The following is a 15,453-nucleotide window of genomic DNA, read 5'->3' as shown; positions in this document are numbered from 1 at the left end:
TACTGACGATTGAGCACTCCCTAAAGAGGTGGAGACCCCCGAATTCAGCAGCCATGTCCTGGATGCCCTACGACAGCCCCTGGAGGCCGGACACGTCGTGATCGCGCGCAGCGCGGGCGTGGTGCGGTTCCCGGCGCGGTTCCTGATGGTGCTCGCGGCCAACCCCTGCCCGTGCGGCCGCTTCTCCCAGCGCGACAGCCTGTGTGAGTGCCCGCCCTCGGCGATCCGCCGCTACCAGGCCCGGCTCTCCGGACCGCTGCTCGACCGGGTCGACCTGCGTGTCGAGGTGGACCCGGTCAGCCGGGCCGAGCTGGCCCACCGCGGGCCCGGAGGCGAGTCCACGGCGACCGTCGCCGACCGCGTCCGCGCCGCCCGGGAACGCGCGGCGGCCCGGCTGACCGGCACCCCCTGGCGGACCAACAGCGAGGTACCGGGGCGGGAGCTGCGCAACCGCTGGCATCCCGCGATCGGCGCCATGGACGAGGCCGAACGGAACCTGGAGCGAGGCGTCCTCACCGTCCGCGGGCTGGACCGGGTCCTGCGCGTCGCCTGGACCGTCGCCGACCTCCTCGGCCACGACCGGCCCGACGCGTTGGACGTCGCCCTGGCGCTGCAACTGCGCACGGGCGTACCGCGCGGGGTGCCGATGGCACTCGGGGCCCTGGCATGACCGGCACCGGCGAGCCGGACGGGGAACGGCTCGCCCGGGTCTTCCTCGCCCGGGTCATCGAGCCCGGCGACGAGGTCGGCGGGCAGTGGGTGCGACGGCACGGGGCCGTGGAGGTGGCGCGGCGGCTGCGGGACGGCGGGGAGCCCCTGCCCGGGGTGACCCCGCGGCGGTGGGCCGGGCTGCGGGCACGGGCCGCGCAGGCCGCACCGGAGCGGGACCTGGCCGTCGCGCGGGAGGCGGGAGTGCGGTTCGTGTGCCCGGGTGACGCCGAGTGGCCCGGTCCGCTGGACGACCTCGGCGACGCCCGCCCCCTGGGCCTGTGGGTGCGGGGCCGGCCCAGTCTGCGGATGTGGGCGCTGCGCTCGGTGGCGGTCGTCGGCGCCCGCGCCTGCACCGAGTACGGCGCGCACATGGCGGTCACCCTCGCCGCCGGCCTCGCCGAGCGCGGCTGGGTGGTGGTCTCCGGCGGCGCCTACGGCGTCGACGGCGCCGCTCACCGGGGCGCTCTCGGCGCGGGCGGTGCCACCGTCGCCGTCCTCGCCTGCGGGGTCGACCGGCCCTACCCGCGCGGCCACACGGAACTGATCAACAGGATCGCGGAGCAGGGGCTGGTCGTGGGGGAGCTGCCGCCGGGCGACCATCCGACGCAGAGCAGATTCGTCCTGCGCAACCGGGTGATCGCCGCGCTCACCCGGGGCACGGTGGTCGTCGAGGCCGCCCACCGCAGCGGATCGCTGGTCACCGCGCGGGCGGCGCAGCGGCTGGGCCGGCACACGATGGGGGTGCCCGGGCCCGCCACCAGCGGCCTGTCGGCGGGTGTGCACGAGCTTCTGCGCGGGGAGGGCGTGCTGGTCACCGACGCTGCGGAGGTCGTGGAACTGGTCGGTGACATGGGGGAGCTCGCTCCGGAGCGGCGCGGGCCGGTGCTGCCGCGCGACCTGCTGGAACCGGGCGCCCGACGGGTCCTGGCCGCCCTTCCCGGCCGCCGGCCGGCGGCGGTGGACGAGATCGCCCGCGAGGCCGGGACCACCCAGGACGACGCCATCGCGAGACTGTACGAACTCAGAGCACTCGGCTACGTCGAACGACACGGCGACGGCTGGAAGTTGACACGCCAGGCGATGGTCTCCGTTCGAGTGGGTCGACGCCCGTGTTGACCGACGGGGTTCGGCCGTCCGGGGGAACGCCGAACCCTTTGGAAATCACCCGTAGTTGACGCCTCCCACCGGCCGCCCCGGCGAGCGGCCCGCCCCGGCGCGCCGTTCGGCGGACCGCATCCGCGCCCGCGCCGGACCACGCCGTTCGCGCACCGCGACGCTCCAGTCACGCTACGCTCACGAGGATTCCGGCACAGACCGGAAGCTCCTGCACCACCGCTACTACACCGGCACCACAGACACGAGACGGCAGTACACAGCACTTCACGGCACTTCACAGCACCAGACGGCACTACACGGCAGCAGCACGACACCCCACCCAGACACCCTCGACCTCACGTACTTCACGGCAGAACGGCACAAGGCGACGAATGCCCCAGCACACCTCCGGGTCCGACCGGGCGGCAATCCCCCCAGCCGCCCGCGACGGTGGCAGCGTGCGGCCGCCCGCTCCCTCGACGCTCGACGAGCTGTGGCGGTCGTACAAGGCGACGGGGGACGAGCGGCTGCGGGAGCAGCTGATCCTGCACTACTCGCCGCTGGTGAAGTACGTGGCGGGCCGGGTGAGCGTCGGGCTGCCCCCCAACGTGGAACAGGCCGACTTCGTGTCGTCCGGGGTCTTCGGGCTGATCGACGCGATCGAGAAGTTCGACATCGACCGGGAGATCAAGTTCGAGACCTACGCGATCACCCGGATCCGGGGCGCGATGATCGACGAGCTGCGGGCGCTGGACTGGATCCCGCGGTCCGTGCGGCAGAAGGCGCGGAACGTGGAGCGGGCGTACGCGACGCTGGAGGCGCGGCTGCGGCGGACCCCGACGGAATGCGAGGTCGCCGCCGAGATGGGCATCGCGGTCGACGAGCTGCACGCGGTGTTCAGCCAGCTGTCGCTGGCCAACGTGGTGGCGCTGGAGGAGCTGCTGCACGTCGGGGGCGATGGCGGGGATGGGCTCAGCGTCATGGACACGCTGGAGGACACCGCCGCGGACAACCCCGTGGAGGTGGCCGAGGACCGGGAGCTGCGGCGGTTCCTGGCACGGGCGATCAACACGCTGCCCGACCGGGAGAAGACGGTGGTGACCCTGTACTACTACGAAGGGCTGACGCTGGCGGAGATCGGGAACGTGCTGGGTGTGACCGAGAGCCGGGTCAGCCAGATCCACACGAAATCCGTGTTGCAGTTGCGCGCCAAGCTGGCGAGCTTCGGTCGGTGACCTCGTCGGATGTCGGCCGTGCGGGTGGAGTCACTCCCGTCCGGGGCACGGCGTCCGTAAAGTGGTCGGCGTGCCAAGGATTCGAGCGGCCTCCGTGGCCGAGCACCGGTCGATGCAGCGAGCCGCCCTGCTGGACGCGGCTCGCTCGTTGCTGTCCGAGGGTGGGACGGAGGCGCTGACCTTCCCCGCCCTCGCCGAGCGGACGGGGCTCGCGCGCTCGTCCGTGTACGAGTACTTCCGGTCGCGGGCGGCCGTGGTCGAGGAACTGTGCGAGGTCGACTTCCCCGTGTGGGCGGCGGAGGTCGAGGCGGCGATGGCCGCGGCGGAAGGGCCGGAGGCCAAGGTCGAGGCGTATGCGCGACGGCAGCTGGCGCTGGTGGGGGACCGGCGGCACCGGGCCGTCGTGGCGATCTCGGCGAGTGAGCTGGACGCGGGGGCGCGGGAGAAGATCCGGGCCGCGCACGGGGGGCTCGTGGCGATGATCGTCGAGGCACTGGGCGCGATGGGGCATGCGGAGCCCCGGCTCGCGGCGATGCTGGTGCAGGGGGTTGTGGACGCGGCCGTGCGCAGGATCGAGCTGGGCGCGGAGGAGCCGTCGGCGGTGACCGAGGCGGCGGTCGGGATGGTGCTGCGGGGGGTCCGGGGGTAGGGCTGCCGGCCCACGGTCCAGAGGACACCTCGACTCACGCACTGTCCGCCCGCACCCGCACCCACACCCGCCAGACCCGCCGCCCCCATCGGGCTGCCGGGCCCACGGCTTCCCCTCGCGATGGCCAGCCAGGCCCTTCACGGCAGCGGTACCCCCAGGACCGGCAGCAGTCTCGACGGGCCCCTTCGCAGGAGCCATGGCGGGAGCAGGGCCAGCGGGTCCAGGTACGCGCGGCCTCTCAGCAGCCCCCAGTGCACGCAGCTGACCGGGCAGTGCGGACCCGTGGGTTCCACCTCGCCGACCAGCTGGCCCGCGGTCACCTCGTCGCCCTTCCTGACCGCCGCCCGCACCGGCTCGTAGGTCGTCCGGAGGTCCGTGCCCGCCAGTTCCACGGACACGACACCCCTGCCCGCCACCCGCCCCGCGAACGACACCCGGCCCGCCGCCACCGCGCGGACCGGGGCGCCGGCCGGGGCCGCCAGGTCCACGCCCCGGTGGCCGCGGGCGTACGCCGTCGGCGGGGGCTCCCAGCCGCGTACCACCGCAGGGCGGGTGCCCACCGGCCAGGAGCGGCCGATCGCGGGGACCGGCGACCGTGGGGAGGAGGCAGGGCCGGTGGCCGGGGACGGCGGTGTCGGAGCCGCCCCGGCCACCGAGGCCATCATGGTGATCAAAAGGCCCAGCAGCAGGGCCGCACATCGCTTCGGACACATGCGAGAACCGTCCCGCGAACCCGCCGACCCCCGCCGGGACCTGTGGACCGACCGCCCGTTGTGGACAGCGGCGTCACCCGGTACCCCGTGGGTCCCGTACACTTCTTCTGGCGATCCGGGTCACCGGGTCGACTTCGCACGCCCCGGTATCGGGGCCGACAACGGTCGGTCTCCCGGTATCTGCGCCCCTCGGTCCTTCGTGGCTCGGCGCACGCGGGCGTCAGGCGCGGGAGCCGTCCGGCTTCCGCGGCACAACCGAGAAACCCAAGGAGAACGGCCATGGCCGTCGTCACGATGCGGGAGCTGCTGGAGAGCGGCGTCCACTTCGGTCACCAGACCCGTCGCTGGAACCCGAAGATGAAGCGCTTCATCTTCACCGAGCGCAACGGCATCTACATCATCGACCTGCTCCAGTCGCTGTCGTACATCGACCGCGCCTACGAGTTCGTCAAGGAGACCGTCGCCCACGGCGGCACGGTCATGTTCGTCGGCACGAAGAAGCAGGCGCAGGAGGCCATCGCCGAGCAGGCCACCCGCGTCGGCATGCCCTACGTCAACCAGCGCTGGCTGGGCGGCATGCTCACCAACTTCTCCACCGTCTACAAGCGTCTGCAGCGCCTCAAGGAGCTCGAGCAGATCGACTTCGAGGACGTCGCCGCGTCCGGTCTGACCAAGAAGGAGCTCCTGGTCCTCTCGCGTGAGAAGGCCAAGCTCGAGAAGACCCTCGGCGGTATCCGCGAGATGTCCAAGGTTCCCAGCGCCGTCTGGATCGTGGACACCAAGAAGGAGCACATCGCGGTCGGTGAGGCCCGGAAGCTCAACATCCCGGTCGTCGCCATCCTCGACACCAACTGCGACCCCGACGAGGTCGACTACAAGATCCCGGGCAACGACGACGCGATCCGCTCCGTCACCCTGCTCACCCGCGTGATCGCCGACGCCGTCGCCGAGGGCCTCATCGCCCGCTCCGGTGTCGCCACCGAGGGCAAGGGCGAGAAGGCCGCGGGCGAGCCGCTGGCCGAGTGGGAGCGCGACCTGCTCGAGGGCGAGAAGAAGGCTGAGGAGGCCCCGGCTGCCGAGGCCCCCGCCGCTGCCGAGGCCCCCGCCGCCGAGGCCGCCGCCGAGGCGCCCGCCGAGGCCGCTGCTGAGGCGCCCGCCGCCGAGGCGCCGGCCGCCGAGGGCGAGCAGGCCTGACCGTCAGCGTGCGTGGTTGACGGCGGGAGCGGTGACATGAAAACCGCTCCCGCCGTTCACCCGTAGGTCAGCGGCAGAGTCGGAGATCCACCCCTCCATGTGGATCACTGGCCCGCAGACCTCCGATCTTCCAGACTTCGAGAAAGACTCACAGACTCATGGCGAACTACACCGCCGCCGACGTCAAGAAGCTCCGCGAGCTCACCGGCGCCGGCATGATGGACTGCAAGAAGGCGCTGGACGAGGCCGAGGGCAACGTCGAGAAGGCCGTCGAGGCGCTCCGCATCAAGGGCCAGAAGGGCGTCGCCAAGCGCGAGGGCCGCTCCGCCGAGAACGGCGCCGTGGTCTCGATCATCGCCGACGACAACTCCTCCGGTGTCCTGGTCGAGCTGAAGTGCGAGACGGACTTCGTCGCCAAGGGCGAGAAGTTCCAGGCCGTCGCCACCGCGATCGCCGAGCACGTCGCCAAGACCTCCCCGGCCGACATCGAGGCCCTGCTCGGCTCCGAGATCGAGCCCGGCAAGACCGTCCAGGCGTTCGTGGACGAGGCCAACGCCAACCTCGGCGAGAAGATCGTCCTGGACCGCTTCGCGCAGTTCACCGACGGCTTCGTCATCGCGTACATGCACCGCACGATGCCCGACCTGCCCCCGCAGATCGGTGTCCTCGTCGAGCTGGACAAGCCGAACGCCGAGGTCGCCAAGGGCGTCGCCCAGCACATCGCCGCCTTCGCGCCGAAGTACCTCTCCAAGGAGGACGTGCCGGCCGAGGTCGTCGAGTCCGAGCGCCGCATCGCCGAGGAGACCACCCGCGCCGAGGGCAAGCCCGAGGCCGCGATCGCCAAGATCGTCGAGGGTCGCCTCAACGGCTTCTTCAAGGACGCCACGCTGCTCGGCCAGCCGTACGCGCTCGACAACAAGAAGTCCGTCCAGAAGGTCCTGGACGAGGCCGGTGTCACCCTGAAGCGCTTCGCGCGCATCAAGGTCGGCATCTGAGTCCGTACCGCGACGGACGCCCGGCCCGGATAGGGTCGGCAGCAGTCGTCCGGGTACGTCGACACTGGACGTGTGACGGACGACAGCAGATCTGACGAGGAGGCCATTGCCGCGCATGGGATGCGAACGACACCCCACCGGCAATGGCCTTCTTCGTATGTGCACCACGTGAAAGAGGCGGGATCTCCCATGACCACCAAGGCCCAGAAGAGTGACGACGGCAAAGTACGCGGCCGGTTCCTGCTGAAGCTGTCCGGAGAGGCATTCTCCGGCGGTGGCGGCCTGGGCGTGGACCCCGATGTGGTGCACAAGATCGCCCGCGAGATCGCGGCCGTGGTGCGCGACGGCGCGCAGATCGCGGTCGTCATCGGTGGCGGCAACTTCTTCCGCGGCGCCGAACTCCAGGTCCGCGGCATGGACCGGGCCCGCTCGGACTACATGGGCATGCTCGGCACCGTGATGAACTGCCTCGCCCTCCAGGACTTCCTGGAGAAGGAGGGCATCGACAGCCGCGTGCAGACCGCCATCACCATGGGCCAGGTCGCCGAGCCGTACATCCCGCTGCGCGCCGTGCGCCACCTGGAGAAGGGCCGCGTGGTCATCTTCGGCGCCGGTATGGGCATGCCGTACTTCTCCACCGACACCACCGCCGCGCAGCGCGCCCTGGAGATCGACGCCGAGGCGCTGCTGATGGGCAAGAACGGCGTGGACGGCGTCTACGACTCCGACCCGAAGACCAACCCGGAGGCGGTCAAGTTCGACTCCCTCGGCTACGGCGAGGTCATCACGCGCGAGCTGAAGGTCGCCGACGCCACCGCGATCACGCTGTGCCGCGACAACAAGCTCCCCATCCTCGTCTTCGAGCTTCTGGCCGAAGGCAATATCGCGCGGGCCGTCAAGGGTGAGAAGATCGGCACGCTTGTGGGTGACCAGGGCAGCCGGGCCTGAGCAGTGAACCCGGTTCGACCGGTGAGATCCCCGGCCCGTACGACAACCCCTGACCGGGGGACGGACCCTGGTCGGGGGATGGACAATGTCCTGCCGGTCGGGAACCGTGCAGGAAGAAGACGCGACGCAGCCGGCCGCCGCCCCCGCAAGGAACCGCAGCCGGGCCTACTCAAGACACGCAGGAGCAAGTGGTGATCGAAGAGACCCTCCTCGAGGCCGAGGAGAAGATGGAGAAGGCCGTCGTGGTCGCCAAGGAGGACTTCGCCGCGATCCGCACCGGCCGTGCGCACCCGGCGATGTTCAACAAGATCGTGGCCGACTACTACGGCGCGCCGACGCCGATCAACCAGTTGGCTTCGTTCTCCGTGCCGGAGCCGCGCATGGCGGTCGTGACCCCGTTCGACAAGAGCGCGCTGCGCAACATCGAGCAGGCGATCCGCGACTCCGACCTCGGCGTCAACCCGAGCAACGACGGCAACATCATCCGGGTGGTGTTCCCCGAGCTCACCGAGGAACGCCGCCGCGAGTACATCAAGGTCGCCAAGGGCAAGGGCGAGGACGCCAAGGTGTCCATCCGCTCCGTCCGCCGCAAGGCCAAGGACGCCATCGACAAGCTCGTCAAGGACGGCGAGGTCGGCGAGGACGAGGGCCGCCGTGCGGAGAAGGAGCTCGACGACACCACCGCGAAGTACGTCGCCCAGGTGGACGAGCTCCTCAAGCACAAGGAAGCGGAGCTGCTCGAGGTCTGATGAACGACTCTTCCTGGGGCGCTCCGCCGCACGCCGGTTCACAAGCCGGGTACTGGGGGCCCACCGACCGGGGACCTGTCCGGGGAGCCGCCCCGGCGGGTCCCGCGTACGATGCGCCTGAGGCGCACCTGACTCGCCCCATGCCCAGCGTCCCCGACGTAGCCGCTCACGGCGGACACCAGGATGACGACCGGGGGGCCGCTCGGCTGGGTGGCCCCTTGTTCCGAGACGAGACCTTCCACGGCGGGACGCCTCCGCACGAGATGTTCCGCGACGAGACCCCGTCGGCGCAGCCCCAGGCGGCGGTGCCGCAGAATCCGGATCCCATGCCCGACTCCCCGCAGCCGGCGCCCGCACCGCAGAAGAAGAGCGCGGGCCGAGACCTGGGCGCGGCCATAGGGGTCGGCGTCGGGCTCGGTGCGGTGATCGTCGTCTCGCTGTTCGTCGTCAAGGCCGTCTTCGTCGGCGTGATAGCGGTCGCCGTCGTCGTGGGCCTGTGGGAGCTGACCAGCCGGCTGCAGGAGCGCAAGGGCATCAAGGCGCCGCTGGTGCCGCTCGCGCTCGGCGGTGCGGCGATGGTCGTCGCCGGATACGTCCGGGGCGCCGAGGGCGCGTGGGTCGCCATGGCCCTGACCGCGCTGGCGGTCCTGGTCTGGCGTATGACGGAACCGCCGGAGGGCTACCTCAAGGACGTCACGGCCGGCCTCTTCGCGGCCTTCTACGTCCCGTTCCTGGCCACCTTCGTCGCCATGATGCTCACGGCCGACGACGGGGCGCAGCGGGTGCTGATGTTCCTGCTCCTGACGGTCGTCAGCGACACCGGCGCGTACGCCGTCGGCTGGCGCTTCGGCAGGCACAAGCTCGCCCCGCGCATCAGTCCCGGCAAGACCCGCGAGGGTCTGCTCGGGGCGGTGTCCTTCGCGATGGTCGCGGGCGCGCTGTGCATGCAGTTCCTCATCGAGGACGGCACCTGGTGGCAGGGCCTGCTGCTGGGCCTCGCCGTCGCGGCCAGCGCCACGCTCGGCGACCTCGGCGAGTCCATGATCAAGCGGGACCTGGGCATCAAGGACATGGGCACGCTGCTCCCGGGTCACGGAGGCATCATGGACCGGCTGGACTCGCTGCTGCCCACGGCGCCGGTGGTGTGGCTGCTGCTGGTGTTGTTCGTGGGGTCCGGCTGACCGTCGGCTCGCTCGCATGACCGGTGAAGGTCCGCGGCCCCTCGGGGCGGCGGGCCTTCACCGCGTTCCGAGGTGGATGGGGAGCCCCGACCCACCTGCGATTCCCGCTCGACGGGGGCGGGCCCGCCGAGCGGGGATACACCATCCGGCGTGGGCGAGGCACCGCCGCCGGGGTGTGGAGGTGAGCAGCTCAGGCCCGGTGGAAGTCCGCACGACCACCGCGTGCGGCCTGGGCTCCGGGCCACCCGATTCGATCTGCGACACTGGTATGGCCATGCCTAAGCCCGGAGAACTGGCAGTAGCCGGGCGCAATAGCCGCGCCACCAGCGCATTTGGCGCCGGTAGGGTCCCTGGCTCGACTTGCTGGGCCGTCTCTGGGCCGTGCCCCGACACTCAGGTGTGAGACAGACGGCGGTGCACCGCCTTGCCGCTTGCCTCAAGGAACTGCTTCATAGCAGCGCCGTGTTGGTCCCAAAGGTGGGAATACTCCGCATCATTCACGTCCCTACGTCGCCAGCAGCTTCCCAGCCGTCGGCCAGCCCTGTTCAGCTGATCCAGTGACGACAGCAGGGCTTCGTCTTTCGAGAGGATCTGCAGGCGGGCTGTTGCCAGCCGCAGGGCCGAGAGATCCCAATCAGCGACCCGCCCCTCCACGCCCAGGCGGCGTTCCTCCCAGATGCGATCCCGGAACTCCGTGGAGGACGCCGCCACCATGGCGCACTGCTCAAGTAGAAGCTCCGAGATGCGAGCCCGTTCCTCAGATCGTTTCACTAGGTGTTGACCGACGAGCGCGATCGCGGCACCAGCAATGGTTGCTAACAAAGTCCCCCAGCAGGAAGCGGGAGTCAGTGGAAGAGCTGCGTTCTCGCTATCCGCGGATGGGTCACCCCTGGTCACCAGAGGACGACGCGCACCTCCTTGGGCTCTACCAGCAGGGGGAACGTGACTTCGACACCCTTGCGAAGCAGTTCGGCCGGAAGCCTAGCGCCATCCGGTCGCGGCTGGCGAAGCTCGGCCTGGAAAGCATCGCCTGACAGTGCTGATGTTTGCACGTCTGTGGCTGGGGCGGTCGGCTTCACGGCTTTAGTACTACAGCTGGAGATCGTGATCTTCATGCTTGAGCGGCTTGACGCCGGTGGTGGCTGGTCTGGGATCGGGCCTGGTGGCGGCGTCGCACCTCGACCCGCCACCTTGATCCAGCGACGTGCACCAGGGTGGTCAGCGGCACTGCGGCAGGCGAGTAGCAGCGGTAGTGGGTACGTTCGCCGGTGCTGCGGTTGCGGCGGATCAGCAGCTGCCGGCTTTCGGGCCGGGGATCGGTGAGGTCGATGACGGCCCAGTCGTAGAAGCGGTGGCCCTTGGCTCCGGCCCCTGCGGGCAGCTTCTGCCAGGCCCTCTTGGGCACGTTCCTGGCCAACATATCGGCGAAACCTCCCGGCGCCTGTGGTGACTTCGTGCGAGCAGGCCACCGCGAGGACGTAGCCGGTGCCGCGTTCCTCCAGCGTGGTGCGCAGCCTCGGGTTGCCGCCGTAGACCTCGTCTCCCGCGACCCAGGCGGCCCGATGGCCGGCGTCGAGGAATCGGGTGACCATGCGAGCGGCCGGCTCCGGCTTGGTCGCGAACTCCGTATTGTCACCGAGGCCGGCGGCCCGGCAGCGGTCGGGATCAAAGGTCCAGGACCGCGGAACATGGAGTTCCCGGTCCACTGCGGCGTGCCCGCGGCGGCCGGCGTAGACCAGGTAGACGGCGACCTGGGCGTTCTCGATCCTGCCCGCGGTGCCGGTGTACTGCCGCTGGACTCCAACGGTGTCGGTGCCTTTCTTCACGTCGCCGGTCTCGTCGACCACCAGCACCGCCTCGTCGTCGTGCAGATGCTCCACCACGTAGTCACCCACCTCGTCGCGGACCTGGTCGGCATCCCACTTCGCCCTCCCGAGCAGGTGCTGCATGCCGTCCGGGGTCCTGTCCCCGGCCCACTCGGCGATGGTCCAGCAGTTCTTGCGCGGCAGGTCCGACAACAGGCCGAGTACCAACTTCCGGGCCGCCGTCGGGATTCGACCCGTGTGAAGCGTCCCGCCATCCGGCTCATCAGGCCCTCGAACGCCTCCTGCCGGCAGGCAGGGTCTACGCTGTGACCTGCGGCCACCGCATGATCGTTTGTCTTCACACACCGATGATCAACGGTGGTCGCACCCGTCTCCACACCGCGTCAGGTCGCGCAGCGTCTGCCTGCCGTCCTGTGTATCGGAGGGCTTGTGCAACGTGGCGAAGTCTGGTGGGTCCAGTTCGACGAGCGGAGGTTGGTCGTACTGCTGTCAGGAGACGACGCGTCCGGGTTCCAGGTGATGCAGGTCGTCGCTCCGGCGGGCCTCGACATCAGCGGTCTGGGCATCGAAGTGACGGTCGGCGCCGGTGAAGGGCTGCCGCTCGAAGGCGTGCTGCGGCTCGCGTTCCCGCGTCCAGGCTTCACCCCGTGCACGTGGCTGACCACCGTGTCCCGGGACGACCTGATAGAGCGGGCGGCCGTCCTGTCCTCCAGGAAGCTCAGCGAGATCGACGATGCCCTCCGACTCGCTGAACAAGCACAGGAGCGGACCCCGGCAACGACCGCGAAGCTCAGCGAGATAAGGGACGCCCTCCGCCGCGGTGAACTCGGGTAGACGGAGAAGGAGCCGACGCCCGCGACGGCATGGGCGATCTCGGGCGAGATGATCCACTCTGGACACCTGCCGCCTCGACGCCCCTCACCATCGAGATCACGATCTACGGCTGGAGTATTAGGCAGCTAATTTGGGGCGAGCCTCGAAGATCATGGCCCTAACGTCGTGCTTTACCGGGCAGGTCCACAGACTGCCCGACGCGCCAGAAGCTTACGGGGGCATGATCACTCGCGCCAAAGCAGCTCCGTAAGTTGTGCGGTGGCCCGGGAGGGCCGGATGTGGCTTCAAAGCAGCTTGCCGACCGCGGCTTGGCTGGAGTGGCCGTCCGGCCCTTCGGGGCGCCCTGGTCGCTGATTGAAATGCGCGGAACGAGTCGCTGTTTACGGAGCTGACGACGGGGTGTCCTACGGGCCCGACGGCAAGAAACTCGGCTTCGGGAGGGACGCGTGAGCAAACAGCGGGCCCGGGTATGGGTCGGTATCGACGCGGGAAAGGGCCACCACTGGGCCGCAGTGGTCGACGAGACCGGCGCGACCCTGTGGTCGAACAAGATCGGAAATGACGAGTCGGCGATCCTGACCGCGCTCGGCGAGATTCTGGACCTGGCCGACGAGGTGCACTGGGCGGTGGACATCTCCAGCAGGTCCTCCGCCCTGCTGCTGGCGCTCCTGGCAGCCCACGGCCATAAGGCCGTCTACGTGCCCGGCCGCACCGTCAACCGCATGGCCGGCGCCTACCGGGGCGAAGCCAAAACCGATGCCCGTGACGCCTACGTCATAGCCGAGACCGCACGTCACCGCCGGGACTTCAGCACTCTCGACGTGCCCGCGCAGCTGGCCGCCGACCTGGCACTGCTGACCGCCCACCGCACCGACCTGATCACCGACCGGGTGCGGACGGTCAACCGGCTTCGCGACGTGCTCACGGGCATGTTTCCCGCCCTGGAGCGGGCCTTCGACTACTCGGCCCGCAAGGGTGCACTGGTCCTGCTGACCGGCTGCCAGACACCGGCCGCTCTCCGTCGACGCGGCTTGGCCCGCCTGACGTCTTGGCTGGTCAATCGAGGTGTCCGCGACGCGGACAGTGTGGCCGCCGCGGCCGTGGAAGCGGCCCACGCACAGCAGACGGCGCTGCCCGGCGAGGACGCCGCCGCACAGATCGTCGCCGACCTGGCCACGCAACCGGCCCCCGCCGGCACCCAGACCGGCGGCATCCGCCTCCACAAGGAGGACGGCGCCGCGCTGTGGGCGTTCGGGGCGACGGAGACCAGGGTCAGGGTCGTCGAGTACCTCAGGAGTCGTACGGGGCGACGACCCGGACACCCTGATCGGCGTGCCCGGGGCGGTGTGACCTCAGCAGACGGACATGGTGTTGAAGTCGTACGTCGCCGCGTTCGGGAACACGGTGATGACGTTGGGGTTGGCAGGGGCGCGGTACGTACCCACGTTGGGCCCCGTGAAACGGACTTGGGCTCCGCCCGTCTGGTTGTTGAGCACGGAGAGCGCGTCGATGAAGTTCGAGAGCGACCGCGTTCCGCACCTGTACAGGTGGAAGATGCTCTGCTTGCCGTCGCCCTGACCGACCGAGACACAGGCGATCCCTGATGCCAAGGCGCAAATCTTGAGCGCCCTGTCAGCATCGTCACCACCTTGTATGTCCCGCTGCACCCACTCGCCGTCGTACAGGGGGGAGATCCCCGGCGTCCACGCGGTGGCGGCGGCCTGTGCCGGTGCCTGCGCGGCCAGCGGAAGAAGGAACGCGGCGATCAGCGTCGCGACCGTCGCAGCCGCTCGTTTTCTCAGTCCCATGGGGTCTCCTCTGTGGTCGTAACCGACGACTCGAACCGTAGACCGCACCAGGGACGTCGTGGCCCTGACAGCTATCAGGGTGGGGGCGCTCGGGATGCGTCCGAGGCAGGGGCTGCGGAGCCCCGTTACCTTCTTCGTGGCCTCGCAAGGAGGCTCCCGGCCTTCGGCCCCGGTATGACTTGCGCCCCCAGTCGAGATGATCGAAAAGGTGGTGTCGCCGGTGCCGGAGGCATTGGCAGACCGCTGATTAGAGGCACGAGCGCCAATCCCTCAACCGGGTACGGCAGTCTCTTCGTAACGTGGATGCCGGCACGCTGATGCCGCAGGTGAGGCCGGGGAACAGGCGAGGGCGGGAGTGACGGTCGTGACGGGCGAAACAGACATCAGCGTCTATCTAGGGCTGGATGTCGGCAAGGGCGAACATCACGCCGCCGCCGTCAATCGCGCTGGGAAAAACCCCCTTCATCTGCTTCTTTTTCCGAGTCTGCTGTCGCGCCTTCTTCGCCACTAAACCCCCTGGGTGATGTCTCGGTATAGCACTGCGGAGCATGGCGGAGGGGACTGACATCGAGCAGTTGATGTAGCAGATCCTGCATCCGATGTGCTATGTCGCTGGGATCCGCGGTTGGCCTCGCTGATCAGCGAGACCGTGAGCAGTTGGCTGTTCTGCGGAACGAGCGTGTGTGGCCGCGTCCTGGCCGGATCGCCCCCTTGTGCGCCCTTCGTGTGCGTGTCACACAGTTCTGAGGCGGGACCTGGGGGAGGGAGCACTGCATGTCGGTGTTGGGTGGCTATCCGGTAGGGCCGTCGGCCTGGGCCGTCGAGCGGTTCGGGCGGCATGCCGGCGCGCTTGCCGCTGCGGTCCCGGTGCAACTGGCCAAGGCACACGGGAAAGCTCATGCCGCGCACCTCGCTGCGGGACTGAAGAAGCGGAGTCCGTACGGTGTCGCCCTAGCAGGGCTGGTGCGCGAGAACCTGGCGGAGACGGCGCGTGAGCTGGGGGAAGCCGTTCGAGACGTGCGCGGGTACGAGTATGCGGTGATCAATGATCACGCACTCTTCCCGTTCCGGTACGCGGACAGGCCGAGGCCCCTGGACCGAGCCCGGCTGCCGGCCAACGCGTCGCCCACTCGGCACCGGCTGTTCCGGGCGCACGGGCCGCAGCCTCCGGAAGGCTTGTTCGACGTCGATGAGGACCTGGCGACCGAGGAGTATCTGGGGCTGCACGAGGTGTTCGAGGAGCTGGGAGCTTCCACCAGGCTGGTCTGTGTGTTCTTCACGGCCGACGTCGAAAACGGCATCCATGCCATCCACTGGGGGGACGCCCACCTCGAGCCCGACCGCACCTTCACATGGCCCTACAAGGAGCAGCTCCCGGTCGCTCCCGTGCAGATGGAGTGATGGGTGGTGGCGTCGCTGTCTGGACACGGCGAGTCGGAGGCTGGCTGAGCCCTGGGCCGTCCCTGGGCCGTCCGAGGCCGACCAACGCTGACAGACGCCGCCCACGGGTGACCA

Annotated in this window: 12 protein-coding genes and 3 pseudogenes; 13 read left to right on the top strand and 2 right to left on the bottom strand. The window is 69.7% G+C overall.

The features are described 5' to 3' along the window. Positions 1–31 precede the first annotated feature (31 nt). The 4 genes and pseudogenes from ACF1A1_RS22580 to ACF1A1_RS22565 form a co-directional block, all read left to right on the top strand. Positions 32–670: pseudogene (locus ACF1A1_RS22580) on the top strand (ATP-binding protein); the annotation flags it as partial. After that, positions 667–1,827, top strand: a complete 1,161-nt coding sequence (gene dprA, locus ACF1A1_RS22575; protein WP_392002178.1) for a DNA-processing protein DprA — start codon at positions 667–669, stop codon at positions 1,825–1,827. The pseudogene ACF1A1_RS22580 and the gene dprA, both read left to right, overlap by 4 nt. A 371-nt stretch (positions 1,828–2,198) precedes the next feature. Then, the gene (gene whiG / locus ACF1A1_RS22570; protein WP_392002176.1) at positions 2,199–3,041 is read left to right on the top strand and encodes an RNA polymerase sigma factor WhiG; all 843 of its coding nucleotides are present in this window, start codon (positions 2,199–2,201) and stop codon (positions 3,039–3,041) included. Positions 3,042–3,135: 94 nt separating this feature from the next. Beyond that, positions 3,136–3,690, top strand: a complete 555-nt coding sequence (locus ACF1A1_RS22565) for a TetR/AcrR family transcriptional regulator (RefSeq protein WP_392002416.1) — start codon at positions 3,136–3,138, stop codon at positions 3,688–3,690. 137 nt (positions 3,691–3,827) lie between these two features. On the opposite strand, the gene ACF1A1_RS22560 is transcribed toward ACF1A1_RS22565, so the two are convergent. Continuing rightward, positions 3,828–4,403 (bottom strand): M23 family metallopeptidase, encoded by a 576-nt coding sequence (locus tag ACF1A1_RS22560; RefSeq protein WP_392002174.1) that lies wholly within the window; start codon positions 4,401–4,403, stop codon positions 3,828–3,830. Positions 4,404–4,682: 279 nt separating this feature from the next. Between ACF1A1_RS22560 and rpsB the strand changes: the two genes are divergently transcribed. The 6 genes from rpsB to ACF1A1_RS22530 all read left to right on the top strand — a co-directional run bounded on the left by rpsB (position 4,683) and on the right by ACF1A1_RS22530 (position 10,504). Next, on the top strand, positions 4,683–5,597 hold the full coding sequence (rpsB, locus tag ACF1A1_RS22555) for a 30S ribosomal protein S2 (RefSeq protein ID WP_392002172.1): 915 nt from the start codon (positions 4,683–4,685) through the stop codon (positions 5,595–5,597). 158 nt (positions 5,598–5,755) lie between these two features. Continuing rightward, positions 5,756–6,592 carry a translation elongation factor Ts gene (gene tsf / locus ACF1A1_RS22550; RefSeq protein ID WP_392002170.1) on the top strand — a complete coding sequence of 279 codons (837 nt, stop codon included), beginning with the start codon at positions 5,756–5,758 and terminating at the stop codon, positions 6,590–6,592. 189 nt (positions 6,593–6,781) lie between these two features. Then, on the top strand, positions 6,782–7,540 hold the full coding sequence (pyrH, locus tag ACF1A1_RS22545) for a UMP kinase (protein ID WP_264936854.1): 759 nt from the start codon (positions 6,782–6,784) through the stop codon (positions 7,538–7,540). A gap of 191 nt (positions 7,541–7,731) precedes the next feature. Continuing rightward, complete coding sequence (gene frr / locus ACF1A1_RS22540; protein ID WP_044388432.1) at positions 7,732–8,289, top strand: ribosome recycling factor; 558 nt, start codon at positions 7,732–7,734, stop codon at positions 8,287–8,289. Further along, on the top strand, positions 8,289–9,470 hold the full coding sequence (locus tag ACF1A1_RS22535; protein ID WP_392002169.1) for a phosphatidate cytidylyltransferase: 1,182 nt from the start codon (positions 8,289–8,291) through the stop codon (positions 9,468–9,470). Before frr ends, ACF1A1_RS22535 begins: the two co-directional genes overlap by 1 nt. A gap of 848 nt (positions 9,471–10,318) precedes the next feature. Continuing rightward, entirely contained in the window at positions 10,319–10,504 is a 186-nt protein-coding gene (locus ACF1A1_RS22530; protein WP_392002167.1) for a hypothetical protein, read from the top strand. A 143-nt stretch (positions 10,505–10,647) separates the two neighbouring features. Here ACF1A1_RS22530 and ACF1A1_RS22525 read toward each other — a convergent pair. Further along, a pseudogene (locus tag ACF1A1_RS22525) lies at positions 10,648–11,559 on the bottom strand (IS701 family transposase); the annotation flags it as partial. A 166-nt stretch (positions 11,560–11,725) separates the two neighbouring features. On the opposite strand from ACF1A1_RS22525, the gene ACF1A1_RS22520 reads away from it, so the two are divergent. The 3 genes and pseudogenes from ACF1A1_RS22520 to ACF1A1_RS22510 all read left to right on the top strand — a co-directional run bounded on the left by ACF1A1_RS22520 (position 11,726) and on the right by ACF1A1_RS22510 (position 15,339). Next, positions 11,726–12,130: a type II toxin-antitoxin system PemK/MazF family toxin gene (locus tag ACF1A1_RS22520; protein WP_031080431.1), complete on the top strand. Its 405-nt coding sequence runs from the start codon at positions 11,726–11,728 to the stop codon at positions 12,128–12,130. A 446-nt stretch (positions 12,131–12,576) separates the two neighbouring features. Further along, positions 12,577–13,344: pseudogene (locus tag ACF1A1_RS22515) on the top strand (IS110 family transposase); the annotation flags it as partial. Positions 13,345–14,712: 1,368 nt separating this feature from the next. Further along, positions 14,713–15,339 (top strand): hypothetical protein, encoded by a 627-nt coding sequence (locus ACF1A1_RS22510; protein WP_392002165.1) that lies wholly within the window; start codon positions 14,713–14,715, stop codon positions 15,337–15,339. Positions 15,340–15,453: the final 114 nt, after the last annotated feature.

The organism is Streptomyces sp. NPDC014995, from assembly GCF_043080745.1.
Taxonomy (GTDB): Bacteria; Actinomycetota; Actinomycetes; order Streptomycetales; family Streptomycetaceae; genus Streptomyces.
The sequence above is the reverse complement of the archived record's forward strand: the minus strand, read 5'-3'. Positions and strand labels throughout refer to the sequence as shown.

Bases quoted from the DNA above. Each gene is read 5' to 3' on its own strand.
- ACF1A1_RS22535 (WP_392002169.1), top strand. From the start codon at position 8,289: ATGAACGACTCTTCCTGGGGCGCTCCGCCGCACGCCGGTTCACAAGCC.
- tsf (WP_392002170.1), top strand. From the start codon at position 5,756: ATGGCGAACTACACCGCCGCCGACGTCAAGAAGCTCCGCGAGCTCACC.
- ACF1A1_RS22510 (WP_392002165.1), top strand. From the start codon at position 14,713: ATGTCGGTGTTGGGTGGCTATCCGGTAGGGCCGTCGGCCTGGGCCGTC.
- rpsB (WP_392002172.1), top strand. From the start codon at position 4,683: ATGGCCGTCGTCACGATGCGGGAGCTGCTGGAGAGCGGCGTCCACTTC.
- pyrH (WP_264936854.1), top strand. From the start codon at position 6,782: ATGACCACCAAGGCCCAGAAGAGTGACGACGGCAAAGTACGCGGCCGG.
- dprA (WP_392002178.1), top strand. From the start codon at position 667: ATGACCGGCACCGGCGAGCCGGACGGGGAACGGCTCGCCCGGGTCTTC.
- ACF1A1_RS22560 (WP_392002174.1), bottom strand. From the start codon at position 4,403: ATGTGTCCGAAGCGATGTGCGGCCCTGCTGCTGGGCCTTTTGATCACC.
- whiG (WP_392002176.1), top strand. From the start codon at position 2,199: ATGCCCCAGCACACCTCCGGGTCCGACCGGGCGGCAATCCCCCCAGCC.